Origin of the sequence: Geodermatophilus sp. CPCC 206100, assembly GCF_048569675.1 — a bacterium.
Classification (GTDB): Bacteria; Actinomycetota; Actinomycetes; order Mycobacteriales; family Geodermatophilaceae; genus Geodermatophilus.
Genome location: NZ_JAQISV010000015.1, coordinates 51,308 through 68,586, shown reverse-complemented (window position 1 = coordinate 68,586; position 17,279 = coordinate 51,308). Strand labels below are relative to the sequence as shown.

The window sequence follows — 17,279 nt, the reverse complement described above, 5'->3', positions numbered from 1 at the left end:
GCCGATCATCTCCCGCCCTCCCGGCCCGGGGCGAGAGCGGACGGCTACCCCGCGTTGGAGACCGGGGGCACCCGGCGCAGCGCCGGGGACAGCCAGCGCGCGCCGGGGCCGCCCTCGCCCGCGACGTCCCCGGGGTTGGACAGCCGGCAGCGGGTGAGCGACAGGCAGCCGCAGCCGATGCAGGACGACAGCCCGTCCCGCAGCTGCACCAGGGCCTCGATCTGCGCGTCGAGCCGGTCCCGCCAGCCCTGCGAGAGCCGCGCCCAGTCCCGCGCCGACGGGGTCCGGCCCTCGGGCAGGGTCGCGAGCGCCGTGCGGATCTCCGGCAGGGACAGCCCCACGTTCTGCGCGGCGCGGATGAAGGCCAGCCGGCGCAGCACGCTGCGCGGGAACCGGCGGGCACCGCCCCCGGTGCGGGACGCCGAGACCAGGCCCTGGGCCTCGTAGTAGCGCAGCGCGGACGCCGCCACCCCCGAGCGCTCGGCCACCTGGCCGATGGTCAGCAGGTCGGTCACGGGGCCTCCTCGAATGGCGTCTCCCTCGAGTGAACTCGAGCTCTTGACTTCAAGTCAACTAGAAGCCGCACGGTGACTCCATGACACCGACAGCACTGGTCACCGGAGCCTCCCGCGGCCTCGGGGGAGCCCTCACCGACGCGCTCGTCCGCCGCGGCTGGCGGGTGGTGGCCGACGCGCGCGACGCCGACCGGCTGGCGACCGCGGTCGCGGCCCTCCCCCGCCCCGACCTGGTCACCGCCGTCCCCGGCGACGTGGCCGGCCCCGCCCACCGGGCCGCGCTCGCCGCCGCCGTCGGCGACCGCCTCGACCTGCTGGTGGCCAACGCCAGCGACCTCGGCCCCACCCCGCTGCCCCGGCTCGCCGACCTGCCGGTGGCCGCGTTCGAACGGGTGCTCGCGGTCAACACCGTCGCGCCGCTGGCCCTGCTGCAGCTGGTGCTGCCGGCGCTGGAACGGGCCGGGGGCCGGGTGCTCCTGGTCAGCAGCGACGCCGCCGTCGAGGCCTATCCCGGCTGGGGCGGCTACGGCGCCAGCAAGGCGGCGCTGGACCAGCTGGCCGCCGTCCTCGCCGTCGAGCTGCCCGCTCTGCGGATCCACGCCGTCGACCCGGGCGACATGGCCACCGACATGCACCGCGCCGCCGACCCCGACGCGACCGGGCTCCCGGATCCGCGGAGCGTCGTCCCGGCGCTGCTCCAGCTGGTGGACGGCGACCTGCCCAGCGGTCGCTACCGCGCGGCGGACCTGACGGTCGGTGCGGAGGCCGCCCGGTGAGCGCCGTCGCGATGGGCCGCGAGGCGGCCGCCCCTCCCGAGCGGCGCGGCCTGGCCCGCGACGGCGTCCGGCTCATGGCGGTGCGGCCGGACGGCATCGCGCACGCCGTCTTCCGCGATCTGCCCGACCTGCTGGAGCCGGGCGACCTGGTCGTGGTCAACACCTCGGCGACGCTGCCCGCGCGGCTCGACGTCCGCCGGGCCGACGGGACCCGCACGCCGCTGCACGTGTCCACCGCACTGGACGACGGCGACTGGGTGGTCGAGCTGCGCCGTCCGGACAACGACGGGCCCGACCGCGGGGTGGAGCCGGGCACCGAGGTCGACCTCCCCGGCGGCGTGCGGCTCCGGCTGCTGGCGGGCTTCCCCGACCCGGCTCAGGCCACCCGCCTGTGGCGGGCCCGGCCTGAGCCGTGGGTGCCGGCCGCCGCGCACCTGCTCCGGCACGGGACGCCGATCCGCTACGGGTACCTCAGCGCCGCCGTGCCGCTGTCGGACGCGCGGAACGTCTACGCCACCGAGCCGGGCAGCGCCGAGAACGCCAGCGCTGGGCGGCCGTTCACCGACCGGCTGCTGGTGCGGCTCATGAGCCGCGGGATCCCCGTCGCCCCCGTCGTGCTGCACGCCGGCGTCTCCAGCCCGGAGCTGCACGAGCCACCGGCACCCGAGCGGTTCCGCGTCCCGGAGGTCACCGCGCGGCTGGTCGCCGGCACCCGCGCGGCCGGGCGCCGGGTGGTGGCCGTCGGCACGACGGTCACGCGGGCCCTGGAGTCCGCGACCGGCGAGGACGGCACCACCCGCCCGGCCGAGGGCTGGACCGACCTGGTCCTCGGCCCCGACCGGCCGGCCCGCGTCGTCACCGGGCTGGTCACCGGGCTGCACGCCCCGGACGCCAGCCACCTGCTGCTCCTCGAGGCGGTGGCCGGGCGGGCGATGGTGGAGGACGCGTACGCCGCCGCGGTGGCCGAGGGCTACCTGTGGCACGAGTACGGCGACACGATGCTCTTCCTGCCGTAGGACGGCCCGCCCGGCGGGGTGCACGGGCGGGCTCCGGCGACGAAGCTGGGGGGAGCCGGATCGCGGACCAGGACGGCCCGCCCGTCCCGGCCCTGGACCGGGCGCGGCGCCCGGGATCCGGAGGAGCACATGCCAGGCACGTGGCTGATGGGCGCGCAGACGCAGGACGCCGACACCCGGGACGACGGAGCCGCCCGCGCCGTCCTGCTCGGCCTGCGGGCGGGGAGCGGGGACGCGGCCGACCCCCTCGACGAGCTGGAGCGGCTGGCCGACACCGACGGGGTCGAGGTCGTGGGCCGGCTGGTGCAGCCCCGCGACCGGCCCGACCCGGCGACCTACCTCGGCTCGGGGAAGGTGGCCGAGCTCGCGACCATGGTGGCCGACCGCGCCGCCGGCCTGGTCATCGCCGACGGCGACCTGTCCCCCACCCAGGTCCGCAACCTCGAGGAGCGGCTGGGGGCGCGGGTGGTGGACCGCACCGCGCTGATCCTCGACATCTTCGCCCAGCACGCCCGCAGCAGTGAGGGCAAGGCGCAGGTGGAGCTGGCCCAGCTGGCCTACCAGCTGCCCCGGCTCACCGGCCACGGCACGGAGATGTCCCGTGTCGGTGGTGGCCGGACGGCCGGCGGCGCGGGCACGGGTGTCCGCGGACCCGGCGAGATGCGGCTGGAGAGCCAGCGCCGGCACCTGCGCCGCCGGATCACCCTCCTGCGCCGGCAGGTGCAGCAGACCGCCCGCCGGCGCGAGCGGACCCGGCTGCGGCGCCGGCGCAACCAGGTCCCCTCGGTGGCACTGACCGGCTACACGAACGCCGGGAAGTCCGCGCTGATGAACCGCCTCGCCGGCGCCGACGTGCTGGTGCAGGACGCGCTGTTCGCGACCCTGGACCCCACGGTGCGCCGGACCCGCACGCCCGACGGCCGGCCGTACACGCTCACCGACACCGTCGGGTTCGTCCGCCACCTGCCGCACCAGCTGGTCGACGCCTTCCGCTCCACGCTCGAGGAGGTCGTGGACGCCGAGCTGGTCCTGCACGTCGTCGACGCCTCGGCGCCCGACGCGATGGCTCAGGTGACGGCGGTGCACGGGGTGCTCTACGAGATCGGCGCGCGCGACCACCCGGAGCTGCTGGCACTCAACAAGGTCGACGTCGCCCCGCCCGGCTGGATGGCGGCACTGCGGACCGCCTACCCCGACGCGGTCCCGGTGTCCGCACTCACCGGCGAGGGGGTCGAGATGCTCCGGCGGGCGGTGGAGCAGCGGCTGGGCTCGTAGCGGCGGACGCTCCGGACGCTCCGGCGGCCGCCGCCAGCAGGGCGTGCCGTTCCGCAGGGGGCCGGCGCGGGCACGCCGTGCACAGCATCGGCCGCGGCACCCGGTACAGCCGGCAGCACGACACCCGCCGGACGAACCGGGTCCCGGCGACGTCCACGTACCCGGGGACGGGCATGCCCCCGACCGCGGCCGCGAGCGGCGCGGCCAGCGCGGTCGCCCGGTGCTCGTCCCCGACGGCCCGGCCCAGCGTGAGCAGCCGCTCGGCCAGCGCGTCCGCGGCGACGGCCTGCAGCGGCCGCGGGCGCAACCCACCGACGGCCGCGATCGTCGCCACCACCGCCGCCAGCGCCTCCCGCAGCTCGGCGGCGAGATCGCGGCCCGGTGCCGACGCCGTCGCCGCCAGGAGCCGGGGCCCGGGCAGCACCGACAGCGCGGTGTCGGCCAGCCGGGCCGACAGCGGCCGCCCGGTCACCAGGCCGGCCAGCGACGGGGTGAGCAGCACCGTGGACGCCGAGTACCACCACACCGTGGCCAGCGTCCGCCGGTCCCCGCCGCCGTGGCGCGCGGCCAGCTCGGTCAGCCGCTCAGCGGTCCAGCCCGGATCGGCCAGCAGCGCGGCGGGGACGGACGGGACCGACGGCGGGGCGAGCAGGCCGAGGGCCGCCGCACCCGGCACCCGGGCGGCGACCCGGGCGTGCGGCTCCCCGGTCACCGGGCCAGTCTCCCGCCTGCGCGGACGCGGGGCAGACGCGGACCGGCCCGGGCCCATACGGTGTGGTGGGGAGCACGCCCGTCGTCCCGGACGACGCCTGAGAACGGGAGGGAGCCGCATGAGCGAGTCGACCGAGGTGGAGGGCCGCCGGTTCCCGGCGCCGGAGCAGGTGGCCGGGCAGGCCAACGTGGGTCCCGACGTCTACGAGGCGGCGTCGCGCGACCGCCTCTCGTTCTGGGCCACGCAGGCCGAGCGCCTCACCTGGACGCAGAAGTGGGACGAGGTCCTCGACTGGACCAACCCGCCCTTCGCCAAGTGGTTCGTCGGCGGCAAGCTCAACGTCGCCTACAACTGCGTCGACCGGCACGTCGAGGCCGGCCACGGCGAGCAGGTCGCCTACCACTGGGAGGGCGAGCCCGGCGACACCCGCACCATCACCTACGCCCAGCTGAAGGACGAGGTCTGCAAGGCGGCCAACGCCCTCGTCGAGCTCGGCGTCCGGGCCGGTGACCGGGTGGCCATCTACATGCCGATGATCCCGGAGACGGTGATCTCGATGCTCGCCTGCGCCCGCATCGGCGCGGTGCACATGGTGGTCTTCGGCGGCTTCTCCGCCGACGCCCTGGCCAGCCGGCTCACCGACGCCGGCGCCCAGGTCGTCATCACCGCCGACGGCGGCTACCGGCGCGGCGCGCCGAGCGCCCTCAAGCCCGCCGTCGACGACGCCGTCTCCCGCGTCGAGGGCGTGCGCTCGGTCCTCGTCGTGCGGCGCACCGAGCAGGACGTCGCGTGGACCGAGGGCCGCGACCTGTGGTGGCACGACCTGGTCGAGCGGCAGTCGACCGAGCACACCCCGGAGTCCTTCGACGCCGAGCACCCGCTCTACATCATGTACACGTCCGGGACGACGGCGAAGCCCAAGGGCATCCTGCACACCTCCGGCGGCTACCTGGCGCAGGTCGCCTACACGCACTGGGCCACCTTCGACCTCAAGCCCGACACCGACGTCTACTGGACCGCCGCCGACGTCGGCTGGGTGACCGGCCACAGCTACATCGTCTACGGGCCGCTGGCCAACCGGGCGACGAGCGTCATGTACGAGGGGACGCCGGAGACCCCGCACCGCGGCCGCTGGTTCGAGCTGATCCAGAAGTACGGCGTGACGATCCTCTACACCGCCCCCACGGTGATCCGGACGTTCATGAAGTGGGGCGAGGACATCCCGGCCGGCTTCGACCTGACCAGCCTGCGGGTGCTCGGCTCGGTCGGTGAGCCGATCAACCCCGAGGCCTGGCTCTGGTATCACCAGAACATCGGCGGCGGGCGCTGCCCGATCGTGGACACCTGGTGGCAGACCGAGACCGGCGCGCACATGATCACCCCGCTGCCCGGCGTCACGAACCTCAAGCCCGGCTCGGCGCAGACCCCGTTCCCCGGGATCTCCGCCAAGGTCGTCGACGACGAGGGCAAGGAGCTCGGCGACGACACCACCGGCCTGCTGGTGCTCACCGAGCCGTGGCCGGCGATGCTGCGCACGATCTGGGGTGACGACGAGCGCTACGTCGACACCTACTGGTCCCGCTTCGGCAAGGAGGTCTACTTCGCCGGGGACGGCGCCAAGAAGGACGCCGACGGCGACATCTGGCTGCTCGGCCGGGTGGACGACGTCATGAACGTCTCCGGGCACCGGATCTCCACGACCGAGGTCGAGTCCTCGCTGGTCGCGCACCCGTCGGTGGCCGAGGCGGCGGTCGTCGGCGCCAGCGACCCGACGACGGGCCAGGGCATCGTCGCGTTCGTCATCCTCCGCGGCAGCGCCGAGGACTCCGGCGACGACCTGGTCCAGACGCTGCGCAACCACGTGGCCCGGGACATCGGCCCGATCGCCAAGCCGCGCCAGATCATGGTCGTGCAGGAGCTGCCCAAGACCCGCTCGGGCAAGATCATGCGCCGGCTGCTGCGGGACGTCGCCGAGAACCGCGAACTCGGCGACGTCACCACCCTCACCGACTCCTCGGTGATGAACCTGATCAAGGACAAGCTGCCCGCCAGCGCCGGCTCGGACGAGTGAAGCGGAGTGCAGGAGCGCGGGTTTCCTGCGCTCCTGCACTCCGGTCGGGGGACCTGGGACGCGCGGCCGGCGATCATGGGGCACGATTCCCCCAGCCGGCGCGTCCGCGCGGCGACGTCCGACAGCACCGTCCAGGGAGGAGCCCCCCGTGGCCCACAGCGCATCGTCGACCCCATCCCAGGGCCGGCCCGCCGGCGCGGAGGAGACCTCGATCGGCACGCTCGTGCAGAGCGCCATGGCCGACGTCTCGACCCTCATCCGCAGTGAGGTCGAACTGGCCAAGGCCGAGATCGGGAAGTCGGCGAAGAAGGCCGGCATCGGCGCCGGCGCGTTCGCCGCGGCCGGTGTCCTGCTGGCCTTCGCTGGCATCTACTTCTTCGTCGCGATCGCCGAGGCCATCGCCGAGGGCCTGCCCCGCTGGCTGTCCTACCTGATCGTCACCGTCTTCCTCGTGCTGCTCGCCGGCATCGCCGCGCTGTTCGGCCGGGCGTCGCTCAAGAAGATCGAGAAGCCCGAGCGCACCCTGGAGACCCTCCGCGAGCTGCCGGAGGTCGTGCACCGCGAGGCCCCCGGCGAGCGCCGCCGCGAGGTCCCGACCGTCACCAACGGCCGGGTGCAGTTGCGCGGCAGCGACAACTACACCGTCTGAGGGGGCGCGGCCCACGACCGCACCCGTGACCGCCCCCGAGGAGGAGCCGCCCGACGCGACCAGCGTCCTGCTCCCCGGCCCGTGGAGCCACCGCGACGTGTCCGCCAACGGCGTCCGGCTGCACGTCGCCGAGGCCGGCGAGGGCCCGCTGGTGCTCCTGCTGCACGGCTTCCCGCAGTTCTGGTGGACCTGGCGGGCGCAGCTGCCCGCCCTCGCCGCCGCCGGGTTCCACGCCGTCGCGCCCGACCTGCGCGGTTACGGCGGCAGCGACAAGCCACCGCGCGGCTACGACCTGCCGACCGCGGCCTCCGACGTCGCCGCCCTCGTCCGCGCGCTCGGCGAGGAGGACGCCGTCGTCGTCGGGCACGACTGGGGCGGCCTGGTCGCCTGGAGCGTGGCCGCCCTGCACCCGCGAAGCGTCCGCCGGCTGGCCGTGCTGTCGATGGCCCACCCCCGGCAGCTGCGGGCGGCGCTGCGGGACCGGGCCCAGCGGCGGGCGCTGCGGCACGTCCTGGGCTTCCAGCTGCCGCGGGTGCCCGAGCGCCGGCTCACCCGGGCCGACGACGACCCGGTGGCCGAACTGATCCGCCGGTGGGCGGGCCCGGCCTGGACGTCGACCGCCGACTTCGCCGAGGCGGTGGCCCGCTACCGCTCCGCGGCGCGCATCCCGCAGGCCGCCTACGGCTCGATGGAGTACTTCCGGTGGGCGGGTCGCTCGCAGCTGCGCCCTGACGGCTGGCGGTACGCCCGCCGGATGGCCGCGCCGGTCACCGCGCCCACCCTGCAGCTGCACGGCGACCTCGACCCGTGCGTGCTGCCCTCGTCGGCCCGCGGCTCGGGGCGCTACGTCGCCGGCGCCTACCAGTGGCGGGAGCTGCCCGGCGTCGGGCACTTCCCGCAGGAGGAGACCCCCGACCAGGTCAGCGAGGCCCTCGTCGCCTGGGCCCGCTGAGGGAGGACCCCGCCTCGGTGGGGAGGACGGGGTCCCGCCTCGGCTCCTGGCCCCGTCCGGAGGCTCGCCGCGAGCCTGCGAGCGGGGAGAGGGACGGGGTCCCGCCTCGGCTCCTGGCCCCGTCCGGAGGCTCGCCGCGAGCCTGCGAGCGGGGAGAGGGACGGGGTCCCGCCTCGGCTCCTGGCCCCGTCCGGAGGCTCGCCGCGAGCCTGCGAGCGGGGAGAGGGACGGGGTCCCGCCTCGGCTCCTGGCCCCGTCCGGAGGCTCGCCGCGAGCCTGCGAGCGGGGAGAGGGACGGGGTCCTCTTACTCGCAGGCGCCGGTGGGGACCTCCGCGGTCGCCGTCTGCCCCTGCCGGGCGGCCTCGCCGACCTCGTCCAGGGTGAGCGCGTAGCCGGTCTGCGGGTCGTCGATCGCCGAGGCGAAGACGACGCCGAGGACGTGGCCCTCCGGGTCGAACAGCGGGCCGCCGGAGTTGCCCGACCGCACCTCGCCGAACAGCGAGTACACGTCGCGGACGACGGTCGCCGTCTTGCGGAAGTCCGGGCCGCTGATGTCCCCGTGCGCGCGCACCCGCGCCGGCCCGATGAACAGCTCGCCGCCGCCGGGGTAGCCCATGATGATCGCGCTGTCGCCCGCGTCGGCCGTGGCGTCGGCGAAGGTGAGCGGCACCTGCGGCAGCCCGGGGACGGCCAGCACGGCGACGTCGGTGGCCTCGTCGACGAACACCGGCGTCGCGTCGTAGTCCTCGCCCTCGGCCTCGACCACGACGTCGGTGACGCCGGCCAGCACGTGCGCGTTGGTCATGACCCGCTCGGGCGCGTACACGAAGCCAGAGCCGTCGATCTGCCGCGAGCACGACGGCGCGACCCCGCTGATCTGCACCACGGACCCACGCACCGCGGTCACCACGGGGCTGGCGGCCAGGGCCGGGTCGGGTGCCGGGACGTCGGGGGCCTCGGTGGGGGTGAGCGGGTCGAGCACGTCGGGCAGGCCGCGACGGTCGATCGCCTCCCGCAGCGAGTCGTACACCGACCGGACGCCGTCGGGGACGCTGCGGTCGACCGCCTGCACCAGCGCCGACTGCCGCACCTGGCCGGCGACCTGGGGGAACGGCGCCGTCGCCAGCGGGGTGGCCACCATCCAGGCGACCAGCAGGACCGCCGCCGCGGAGAGCACCGCCCCGGCGACCGCGTCGACGATCTTCGCCGGCTCCCAGGTGACCCGGCGGCGCACCGCCCGGCCGACCGCACCGGCGAGCACCTGCCCCAGCAGCGCCCCGGCCAGGACGACGACCAGCGCGACGAACACCCGCGTCACCGGGGACCCGTCGATGCCGCCGGCGACCGGGCCGGACAGCTGGGCACCGAGCACCGCCCCGCCGAAGAACCCGAAGAACGACGCGGCCGAGACGATCACGCCCTGCCGGAAGCCGGTGAAGGCGAAGGCCAGCGCCAGGACGATGAGGGCGAGGTCGACGAGGGACACCGGTCAGCCCTCGACCGTCATGGTGCCGGTCTGCCCGAGCTGCAGGTGGAAGGTGCAGTCGAAGACGTAGTCCCCGGGCTGCTCGACGGTGAACTCGATGGTGCGGCTCTCCCCCGGTGCCAGCAGCGTGATCTCCTCCGGGATCGGCTGCGGCACGGCGTCCGGCCGGAACCGCAGGTTGTGGGTCAGCTGCTCGGCGACGTTCTCCACGGTCAGCCGGACCCTGCCCGGGGCGACGGTGAAGGTCGCGGGCGTGAACACGTAGTCGTCCTGCGTACGGAGGGTGACCTCCTGGACGCCGTCGGGCGCGGTGGTCACCGCCCCCGGTGCGGTCGACGACGACTCGGCCGCCGGCGGCGCGTCCGCCCCACCGCAGCCGGCGAGCAGGACCACTGCGGCAACGATCACAGCGGCCTTCCTGCAGGGGCCCGCCGCGAGCCACGACCGGCCCCCCTGCAGGATCCTGCCGCGAGCCTGCGAGTGGTGGGGGGCAGGGAGGTCCTCCACGGGGGGCACGGAGGTCCTTCTGCCGCTCATCGCGGGGGAACCGTACGCGTCGGAGGCCCGTCCGGTGCGGGGTCGGCGACCGTCGGCGCGGCGGCCTCCTCCGCCTCGGCGGTGTCCGGCGTCCCGGGCAGCTGCGGCCGCCGCACGCCGAGCACGGGCAGCGGCCGCACGTCGCCGGTGTCCCACGGCCGGGCCAGTCCCGCGGCCTCGAGGATCGCGTCGAGCAGCGCCCCGGTGAACCCCCAGACGACCATGCCGGCCACCCCGAACGCCGGGCCGACGTAGCCCGAGGGGTGCCGGGTGCGGAACCGGTTGGCGGGGTCGACCAGGTCGGCCAGCGGGACGCGGGCCACCCGCGCCACCTCCCGCGGATCGCCGACGGACACGTCCCGCGGGTCGTCCCACCAGCCCACCACGGGGACGACGAGGTTGTCCGAGGGCCCGAGGAACAGCTCCGGCAGCGTGGCCAGCACCCGGACGCCGTCGGGGTCGATCCCGGCCTCCTCCTCCGCCTCGCGCAGCGCCGTCCCGACTGGGTAGTCGTCGCCGGGGTCGACCCCGCCCCCGGGGAAGGCCGGCTGCCCGGCGTGCGTGCGCAGGTGCGCGGACTTCTCGATGAGCAGGACGTCGGCCCCGCGCGGGCCCTCGCCGAAGAGGATGAGCACCGCCGAGCGGCGGGCGGTCGCCGTCGGCCGGGGCATGCGGTGCTGCAGCGGGAGGTCGGCGCCGGCGTCCAGCAGCCGGTGCAGGTACTCCGGCAGGCCGTCGTCCCGCGCCGCCGTCACAGCGTCACCCCCAGGTGCTCGGCGACCAGGCCGCGCAGCTGCTCGTAGGAGGTCACCGGGCGCAGCTGCAGGTGGGCGACCGAGCCGTCGGCACGGAGGAGGTAGGTGTAGGGCAGTCCGCGCAGCCCCTGCTCGATCGCCAGCTCGCCCTCCTCGTCGATCCCGGTGGGCATGGTGATGCCCGCGTCGGCGGCGAAGGCGACGCCGTTGCTCGCCGGGTCCTGGCTGACCAGCCCCACCACCCGCAGCCGGTCGCCGGCGGCGTCGGCCAGCTGCTGCACCAGCGGCAGCTCCTCCCGGCAGGGCCCGCACCAACTGGCCCAGAGGTTGACCACCGTGGGCCGCCCCTGAGCGCGACCGAGGGCCAGTTGCCCGCCGCCGAGGCAGTCCACGGTCACGTCGGCCAGCACCTCCCCGCCGCCGGCGGGCTCGGCCGGCTGCTCGGGGCAGGGCGCGGTGGTGTTCTCGACGGCCGGGGTCGGGGACGCGGCGGCGCCCGCGTCGTCGTCCCCGGCGCCGCACCCGGCCAGCACGGCCATCGAGACCAGGGCGGCGACCGCCGCCCGGCCGCGGGCGGTCATTCCGTGTCGGAGGCGGCCGGCGACTTGACGAGCTTCAGCGCGACCTCCGGATCGGTGGGGCCGATGCCGTACGACGGGCACCAGCGGGCCAGACCACACGCCCCGCAGGCCGCCTTCTTGGCGTGGCAGACCCGCCGGCCGTGGAAGATCACCCGGTAGCTGAACATGGTCCACTCCCGCTTGGGGATCAGCTCGGCGATCTCGGCCTCGACCTTGACCGGGTCCTCCTCCGCCGTCCAGCCGAACCGCCGCACGAGCCGGCCGAAGTGGGTGTCGACGGTCAGCCCGGGGACGTCGAAGGCGTTGCCGAGGACGACGTTGGCCGTCTTCCGGCCCACCCCGGGCAGGGTCACCAGGTCGGCCATGCGACCGGGCACCTCGCCGTCGAACCGCTCCACCAGCGCCTGCGCCAGGCCCAGCGCCGAGTTGGCCTTGGCGCGGAAGAAGCCGGTGGGCTTGAGGATCGCTTCGAGCTCCTCGCGGTCGGCTCCGGCGAGGGCCACCGCGTCGGGGTACTTCGCGAACAGCGTCGGCGTGACCTTGTTGACCATCTTGTCGGTGGTCTGCGCCGACAGGACGGTTGCCACGAGCAGCTCGAAGGCGTTGGTGAAGTCCAGCTCGCAGTGGGCGTCGGGGTGGATGACCGCCAGCTCCCGCGCCATGCGCCGCGCCCGCCGGGTGCGGGCCAGCGACGTCTCCTCGGGGTCGAACGGCGAGCCACCGCGGGCAGCGGCGCGCCGGGCGTGCGGGGGGACGGGACGTGCGTAGGCGGGCGAGGACACGCGGTCGAGGGTAGGCGGACCCGCCGACGCTCCCCGGTGCGTGACATCATCGCTGCCGTCGCCGGCCGGGTATCGCCCGCCGGGGCGTGGGGTACGCAGCCAGTGCGCGCGGGGGCGACCGGTCCGGCGTCCTCGGGACGACGACGACCGCGCTCCGGCGTCGAGATGGAGGAGGTACCCCGTGGTCGCCCTCATCGTGATCCTGTTCCCACCGCTGCTCATCGCCTTCCTGCTGGTGATGGAGCGGGTGGAGGAGCCGCTGCGGCGGCCCACCGGCCCCCGCGAGGTGGCCGAGTTCCTCAACACGGCCAGCCAGGGCGAGGTCGACACCCTCGCCACGTCGGGCATCCGCCGGGCGATGGCGCGCTGGCGCCGGCGCCGCAGCGCGCGGGTGCTGCAGGAGGCCGAACCCCCCGTCGTGTGAGGTGGCCGGCTCCCCCGATGGGGTCGGCCGTTCGCCCACCGAACGGGTGACGATGGGCACAGCCCCCTAGACTCGACCCGGTACGGCGCCGCCCGGCGTGCGCCGGACCGGGAGCAACCGGCCGTCGGGGCTCCCAGTGGTCGTGCGAGAGGACGCGTAGTGGACGAGGTGCTGGCCCAGTCCGGGCTCTTCCAGGGGCTTCCGGAAGAAGCGGTGGACCCGGTCGCCAGCCGGCTGGAGACGGTGACGCTCCCCCGGGGCCGCGTGGTGTTCAACGAGGGCGAGCCGGGCGACAGCCTCTACATCGTCATGTCCGGCAAGATCAAGCTCTCCCGCCGCTCGCCCGACGGCCGCGAGAACGTGCTGGCCGTCATGGGGCCCTCCGACCAGTTCGGTGAGCTCTCGGTGTTCGACCCCGGCCCGCGCACCGCGACGGCGACGGCGGTCACGGACGTCAAGCTCGCCCGCATGCCGCAGTCGGTGCTGCGCCCCTGGATCGAGGCGCACCCCGAGGTCGGCGAGCGGCTGCTGCACGTGCTGGCCCGCCGGCTGCGCCGCACCAACGACTCGGTGGCCGACCTGATCTTCACCGACGTCCCCGGCCGGGTGGCCAAGGCGCTGCTGCAGATGGCCGACCGGTTCGGCAGCCGGGAGGGCGAGGGCCTGCGGGTCAAGCACGACCTCACCCAGGAGGAGCTGGCCCAGCTGGTCGGCGCCTCCCGCGAGACGGTGAACAAGGCGCTGGCCGACTTCGTGCACCGCGGCTGGATCCAGCTGCAGGGCAAGTCGGTCGTCGTCCTCGACGAGGAGCGCCTGCGCCGCCGCGCACGCTGAGAGGGGACCTCCCTGCCCCCGTCACTCGCATGCTCACGGCGGGCCCCTGCAGGGAGGCCAGCGCGGTCAGGCGGGCAGGGGCACGACGAGCCGGATGCGGGTGCCGTCGGGCAGCACCGCCCAGCGGCCGTCGGGCTGCTCCTCGAACGTCGGGCTGATCGGCTGCAGCGGCTCGGGCGGGGACCCGGCCAGCGCCGCGGCGACGTCCGGGAACGCGGCGAGCTGGCCGAGGGTGTGGATGGTAGGCGGCAGCATGGGGCGGGTTCCGCCGCGCATCTCGGTCAGGGCCGCCTCGGGCGTCAGCCAGCTGGCCTCGTCGGCCTCCCCGGTGACGTGCCGCGCCTCCTGCCCGACCGGCAGGGCGGCGGCGAAGAACTTGGTGTCGTAGCGCCGCCGCTCCTCGGGCGGGGTGACCCAGTGCGCGAACGGGCGCAGCAGGTCCGAGCGCAGCGCCAGGCCGCGGTCGGCCAGCAGCTCGGCCAGGGACAGCTCGCGGGTCAGCAGCGCCTGGCGCTGCTCCTCCCAGTCGTCGCCGGTGACGTCCGGCACGACCGCCCCGCCGTCGGGCGCCCCGGCCAGCAGGACCCCGGCCTCCTCGAAGGTCTCGCGCACCGCCGCGCAGACCAGCTCCCGGGCCGCCCGCTCCGAGCAGCTGAAGGCCGCGGCCCACTGCACCGGGGACGGGCCGGCCCAGGCGGTCTCGACGTCGCCGTCGCGCGGGTCCACCCCGCCGCCGGGGTAGGCGGTCATCCCGCCGGCGAACGGCATGCCGCGGGTGCGGCGCAGCAGGTAGACCTCCAGCCCCCGCCGGCCGTCGCGCAGCAGCAGCACGGTCGCCGCCTGGCGCGGCGGGTTCACCGGAGCTCGACCGTCAGCTCGACCTCGACGGGGGCGCCCAGGGGCAGCTCGGCGACACCGACGGCGCTGCGGGCGTGTCGGCCGGCGTCGCCGAAGATGCGGCCGAGCAGCTCGCTGGCGCCGTTGACCACGCGCGGCTGGCCGGTGAAGCCCTCCGCGCTGGCCACGTAACCGACCACGCGGACCACGCGGGCCACCGAGTCCAGCCCGACCAGGTCGTCGACGGCGGCGAGGGCGTTGAGCGCGCACAGCTTGGCGTCGTGCGCGGCGTCCTCGGGGTCCACCGAGCCACCGACCTTGCCGGTGCGGCGCAGCCCGCCGTCGACGAAGGGCAGCTGCCCCGAGGTGAAGACCAGAGAGCCGGTGCGCACCGCCGGCACGTAGGCGGCCACGGGCGCGGCCACGGCCGGCAGGCGGATGCCGAGCTCGGCCAGGCGGGCGTGCCAGCTCTGGGTCTGCGGCGCGGTCATGGCGGCGTCAGCCCGCCGGGCGCTTGAGGTAGGCCACCGGCTGGTCGGAGCCGGCCGGGCCGGGGAGCACGGTCACCAGCTCCCAGCCGTCGACACCCCAGGAGTCGAGGATCGCCTTGGTGTTGTGGATCAGCAGCGGGATGGTGGCGTACTCCCACTTGACGCGGGCCGGATCGCTCATGGCGCGACGCTAGCGCAGGAGGAGGACCCTCCTGCCCCCCACCGCGAGCACGCTCGCGGCGGGGCCCTGCAGGAGGGCCGAGCTGCACGCGGGCGCGGGAGGCCCGGAGGACGGGCGCCTTCTACGCTGGCTCCGTGGCCCCCGAACCCCTCCCCGTGCGCTGCCACGTCGTGACCGGGAAGGGCGGCACGGGCAAGACCACGGTCGCCGCCGCGCTCGCGCTGGCCCTGGCCGCCGACGGCCGGCACGTGCTGCTCGTCGAGACCGAGGGCCGCCAGGGCATCGCCCAGCTGTTCGACACCCCGCCGCTGCCCTACGAGGAGCGGCGGGTGGCCGTGACCCGCGGCGGCGGCGAGGTGAAGGCCCTGGCGATCGACGTCGAGGAGGCGCTCCTCGAGTACCTGGAGATGTTCTACAACCTCAAGCGGGCCGGTCGGGCGCTGCGCAAGATGGGCGCCATCGACTTCGCCACGACGATCGCCCCGGGCCTGCGTGACGTGCTGCTCACCGGAAAGATCAAGGAGGCGGTCACCCGCCGCCGCGACGGCGCCCGGGTGTACGACGCCGTCGTCGTGGACGCCCCGCCCACCGGCCGGATCACCCGGTTCCTCAACGTCACCGGCGAGATGGCCGGGCTGGCGCGCTCCGGCCCCATCAAGACCCAGAGCGACGGCGTCATGGCCGTGCTCAAGTCGCCGCAGACGGCGGTGCACCTGGTCACCCTGCTGGAGGACATGCCGGTGCAGGAGACCGCCGACGCCATCGCCGAGCTGACCGCGGCGGGGCTCCCGGTGGGCTCGGTCATCGTGAACATGGCCACCGAGCCGCTGCTGCCCGAGGAGGACCTCGTCCGCGCCGCCGCCGGGCGGCTCACCGCCGCGGAGCTGGCCCCCGCCCTCAGCGCCGCGCACGTGCACGACGGCACCGAGGTGGCCGAGGCGCTGGCCGCCGAGGCGGTCGAGCACGCCCGCCGCTGGGCGGCCCAGGACGAGCTGCGCGACGAGGTGACCGACCTCGGCCGGCCGACCGTCGAGCTGCCGCTGCTGCCCGGCCCCATCGACGTCGGCGCGCTGTTCGAGCTGGCGGACCGGCTCGAGGACCACCTGCGCGCCGAGGTCGCCGCATGAGCGCCGCCGAGGCCACCGAGGCACCGGCCGGCCGGCCGCCGCGCTCCCGCCCGGCTCCGCAGGCGCTCCCGCTCGACCTCGAGGAGCTGATCCGCGACCCGGACACCCGGATCGTGGTCTGCTGCGGCGCCGGCGGGGTGGGCAAGACGACGACGTCGGCCGCGCTGGCCCTGGCCGCCGCCGAGGCCGGCCGGCACGTCGTCGTCCTCACCATCGACCCGGCCCGCAGGCTGGCGCAGTCCCTGGGTCTGGTCGAGCTGGACAACGAGCCGCGGCAGGTCGACGTCCCGGGGGCCGAGGGCGAGCTGCACGCGATGATGCTGGACATGAAGCGCACGTTCGACGACATCGTGTGCGCGCACTCGACGGCCGAACGGGCCGAGCAGATCCTCGCCAACCCCTTCTACCAGGCGCTGTCGTCCTCGTTCGCCGGGACGCAGGAGTACATGGCGATGGAGAAGCTCGGGCAGCTGCGGGCCAGCGAGCAGTGGGACCTCATCATCGTCGACACCCCGCCGTCCCGGTCGGCGCTGGACTTCCTCGACGCGCCCAACCGGATGAGCCGGTTCCTCGACGGCACCATGATCCGGCTGCTGACCGCCCCCGCCCGGGCCGGCGGGCGGGCGGGCATGCGGCTGGTCGGCGCGGGCTTCCTGGTGTTCAGCCGGATCATCAGCAAGGTCCTCGGCGGCCAGCTGCTGCGTGACATCTCGGCCTTCGTCTCCGCGCTGGACACCATGTTCGGCGGGTTCCGGGAGCGGGCCACCGCCACCTACGAGCTGCTGCGCCGCCCCGGCACCTGGTTCGTCGTCGTCGCCACCCCGGAGCCGGACGCGCTGCGCGAGGCCTCCTACTTCGTCGACCGGCTGTCGGCCGAGGAGATGCCGCTGGGCGGGCTGGTGCTCAACCGCACCCACCCGCCGGCGACCACGGTGCTGACCGCCACCCGCGCCGACGGCGCCGCGGAGGAGGTGCTCGAGGCCGGCGGGGCCGGCGCGGAGCTCGCCGCGGGGGCCCTGCGGGTGCACGCCGACCGGATGGCCGTCGCGAGCCGGGAGCAGCGGCTGGCCGACCGCTTCACCAGCGCCCACCCGGAGGTCGCCGTCCGCACCGTGCCGGCCGCCGCCGGCGACGTGCACGACCTCGACGGGCTGCGGCTGATGGCCGACGCGCTGACCGGTCCGGACGGCGACACGCCGACGGGGGTGCCGCGGACACGCATCCTCCCCGCGCGCCGTAGCTGACCGCGACCTCCGGCGCACGTCGACACGTACATT

20 protein-coding genes are annotated in these 17,279 nt (G+C 75.6%); 10 read left to right on the top strand and 10 right to left on the bottom strand.

The window, feature by feature from the left end; genetic code table 11:
• Positions 1–44: 44 nt before the first annotated feature.
• The gene (gene soxR, locus PGN05_RS08840) at positions 45–515 is read right to left on the bottom strand and encodes a redox-sensitive transcriptional activator SoxR (protein ID WP_419752161.1); all 471 of its coding nucleotides are present in this window, start codon (positions 513–515) and stop codon (positions 45–47) included.
• Between the two features lie 80 nt (positions 516–595).
• Here soxR and PGN05_RS08835 point away from each other — a divergent pair, with 80 nt between their 5' ends.
• The 3 genes from PGN05_RS08835 (at position 596) to hflX (ending at position 3,582) form a co-directional block, all read left to right on the top strand.
• Complete coding sequence (locus PGN05_RS08835; RefSeq protein ID WP_419752160.1) at positions 596–1,291, top strand: SDR family NAD(P)-dependent oxidoreductase; 696 nt, start codon at positions 596–598, stop codon at positions 1,289–1,291.
• A complete protein-coding gene (locus PGN05_RS08830; RefSeq protein WP_419752159.1) occupies positions 1,288–2,307 on the top strand; it encodes an S-adenosylmethionine:tRNA ribosyltransferase-isomerase in 1,020 nt (339 codons plus the stop codon). The genes PGN05_RS08835 and PGN05_RS08830 overlap by 4 nt, the downstream gene beginning before the upstream one ends.
• A gap of 129 nt (positions 2,308–2,436) precedes the next feature.
• On the top strand, positions 2,437–3,582 hold the full coding sequence (hflX, locus tag PGN05_RS08825; RefSeq protein ID WP_419752158.1) for a GTPase HflX: 1,146 nt from the start codon (positions 2,437–2,439) through the stop codon (positions 3,580–3,582).
• On the opposite strand, the gene PGN05_RS08820 is transcribed toward hflX, so the two are convergent.
• A complete protein-coding gene (locus PGN05_RS08820; protein ID WP_419752157.1) occupies positions 3,524–4,294 on the bottom strand; it encodes an iron reductase in 771 nt (256 codons plus the stop codon). The genes hflX and PGN05_RS08820 overlap by 59 nt on opposite strands.
• 118 nt (positions 4,295–4,412) lie before the next feature.
• Between PGN05_RS08820 and acs the strand changes: the two genes are divergently transcribed.
• The 3 genes from acs (at position 4,413) to PGN05_RS08805 (ending at position 7,966) form a co-directional block, all read left to right on the top strand.
• Positions 4,413–6,365 (top strand): acetate--CoA ligase, encoded by a 1,953-nt coding sequence (gene acs / locus PGN05_RS08815; protein ID WP_419752156.1) that lies wholly within the window; start codon positions 4,413–4,415, stop codon positions 6,363–6,365.
• Positions 6,366–6,513: 148 nt separating this feature from the next.
• Positions 6,514–7,014: a phage holin family protein gene (locus tag PGN05_RS08810; RefSeq protein ID WP_419752155.1), complete on the top strand. Its 501-nt coding sequence runs from the start codon at positions 6,514–6,516 to the stop codon at positions 7,012–7,014.
• 25 nt (positions 7,015–7,039) lie between these two features.
• A complete protein-coding gene (locus PGN05_RS08805) occupies positions 7,040–7,966 on the top strand; it encodes an alpha/beta fold hydrolase (RefSeq protein ID WP_419752154.1) in 927 nt (308 codons plus the stop codon).
• Positions 7,967–8,271: 305 nt separating this feature from the next.
• Here PGN05_RS08805 and PGN05_RS08800 read toward each other — a convergent pair whose 3' ends face one another.
• From PGN05_RS08800 to nth, 5 genes are all read right to left on the bottom strand, one after another.
• Positions 8,272–9,453: a MarP family serine protease gene (locus PGN05_RS08800; RefSeq protein WP_419752153.1), complete on the bottom strand. Its 1,182-nt coding sequence runs from the start codon at positions 9,451–9,453 to the stop codon at positions 8,272–8,274.
• A 3-nt stretch (positions 9,454–9,456) separates the two neighbouring features.
• Positions 9,457–9,861 (bottom strand): plastocyanin/azurin family copper-binding protein, encoded by a 405-nt coding sequence (locus tag PGN05_RS08795; RefSeq protein WP_419752152.1) that lies wholly within the window; start codon positions 9,859–9,861, stop codon positions 9,457–9,459.
• Between the two features lie 125 nt (positions 9,862–9,986).
• Positions 9,987–10,745 carry an NUDIX hydrolase gene (locus PGN05_RS08790; RefSeq protein WP_419752151.1) on the bottom strand — a complete coding sequence of 253 codons (759 nt, stop codon included), beginning with the start codon at positions 10,743–10,745 and terminating at the stop codon, positions 9,987–9,989.
• Entirely contained in the window at positions 10,742–11,326 is a 585-nt protein-coding gene (locus PGN05_RS08785; RefSeq protein WP_419752150.1) for a TlpA family protein disulfide reductase, read from the bottom strand. The genes PGN05_RS08790 and PGN05_RS08785 overlap by 4 nt, the downstream gene beginning before the upstream one ends.
• Complete coding sequence (gene nth, locus PGN05_RS08780; protein WP_419752149.1) at positions 11,323–12,108, bottom strand: endonuclease III; 786 nt, start codon at positions 12,106–12,108, stop codon at positions 11,323–11,325. The genes PGN05_RS08785 and nth overlap by 4 nt, the downstream gene beginning before the upstream one ends.
• A gap of 181 nt (positions 12,109–12,289) precedes the next feature.
• Between nth and PGN05_RS08775 the strand changes: the two genes are divergently transcribed.
• Together PGN05_RS08775 and PGN05_RS08770 are read left to right on the top strand one after the other, a co-directional pair.
• Complete coding sequence (locus PGN05_RS08775) at positions 12,290–12,532, top strand: hypothetical protein (protein ID WP_419752148.1); 243 nt, start codon at positions 12,290–12,292, stop codon at positions 12,530–12,532.
• 159 nt (positions 12,533–12,691) lie between these two features.
• A complete protein-coding gene (locus tag PGN05_RS08770; RefSeq protein ID WP_419752147.1) occupies positions 12,692–13,366 on the top strand; it encodes a Crp/Fnr family transcriptional regulator in 675 nt (224 codons plus the stop codon).
• A 66-nt stretch (positions 13,367–13,432) separates the two neighbouring features.
• Here the strand turns inward: PGN05_RS08770 and PGN05_RS08765 are convergent, their stop codons facing one another.
• Genes PGN05_RS08765 through PGN05_RS08755 form a run of 3 tightly spaced genes read right to left on the bottom strand, consistent with a single transcriptional unit; the run spans position 13,433 to position 14,875 of the window.
• Complete coding sequence (locus tag PGN05_RS08765) at positions 13,433–14,224, bottom strand: NUDIX hydrolase (RefSeq protein ID WP_419752146.1); 792 nt, start codon at positions 14,222–14,224, stop codon at positions 13,433–13,435.
• Positions 14,221–14,694, bottom strand: a complete 474-nt coding sequence (locus tag PGN05_RS08760; RefSeq protein WP_419752145.1) for a RidA family protein — start codon at positions 14,692–14,694, stop codon at positions 14,221–14,223. The genes PGN05_RS08765 and PGN05_RS08760 overlap by 4 nt, the downstream gene beginning before the upstream one ends.
• Before the next feature lie 7 nt (positions 14,695–14,701).
• Positions 14,702–14,875 (bottom strand): hypothetical protein, encoded by a 174-nt coding sequence (locus tag PGN05_RS08755; RefSeq protein ID WP_419752144.1) that lies wholly within the window; start codon positions 14,873–14,875, stop codon positions 14,702–14,704.
• A 134-nt stretch (positions 14,876–15,009) separates the two neighbouring features.
• Here PGN05_RS08755 and PGN05_RS08750 point away from each other — a divergent pair, with 134 nt between their 5' ends.
• Positions 15,010–16,002 (top strand): ArsA-related P-loop ATPase, encoded by a 993-nt coding sequence (locus PGN05_RS08750; protein WP_419752143.1) that lies wholly within the window; start codon positions 15,010–15,012, stop codon positions 16,000–16,002.
• Positions 15,999–17,246: an ArsA family ATPase gene (locus tag PGN05_RS08745; protein ID WP_419752142.1), complete on the top strand. Its 1,248-nt coding sequence runs from the start codon at positions 15,999–16,001 to the stop codon at positions 17,244–17,246. Before PGN05_RS08750 ends, PGN05_RS08745 begins: the two co-directional genes overlap by 4 nt.
• Positions 17,247–17,279 lie beyond the last annotated feature (33 nt).

Bases quoted from the DNA above. Each gene is read 5' to 3' on its own strand.
- PGN05_RS08835 (WP_419752160.1), top strand. From the start codon at position 596: ATGACACCGACAGCACTGGTCACCGGAGCCTCCCGCGGCCTCGGGGGA.
- hflX (WP_419752158.1), top strand. From the start codon at position 2,437: ATGCCAGGCACGTGGCTGATGGGCGCGCAGACGCAGGACGCCGACACC.
- acs (WP_419752156.1), top strand. From the start codon at position 4,413: ATGAGCGAGTCGACCGAGGTGGAGGGCCGCCGGTTCCCGGCGCCGGAG.
- PGN05_RS08785 (WP_419752150.1), bottom strand. From the start codon at position 11,326: ATGACCGCCCGCGGCCGGGCGGCGGTCGCCGCCCTGGTCTCGATGGCC.
- PGN05_RS08760 (WP_419752145.1), bottom strand. From the start codon at position 14,694: ATGACCGCGCCGCAGACCCAGAGCTGGCACGCCCGCCTGGCCGAGCTC.
- PGN05_RS08755 (WP_419752144.1), bottom strand. From the start codon at position 14,875: ATGAGCGATCCGGCCCGCGTCAAGTGGGAGTACGCCACCATCCCGCTG.
- PGN05_RS08745 (WP_419752142.1), top strand. From the start codon at position 15,999: ATGAGCGCCGCCGAGGCCACCGAGGCACCGGCCGGCCGGCCGCCGCGC.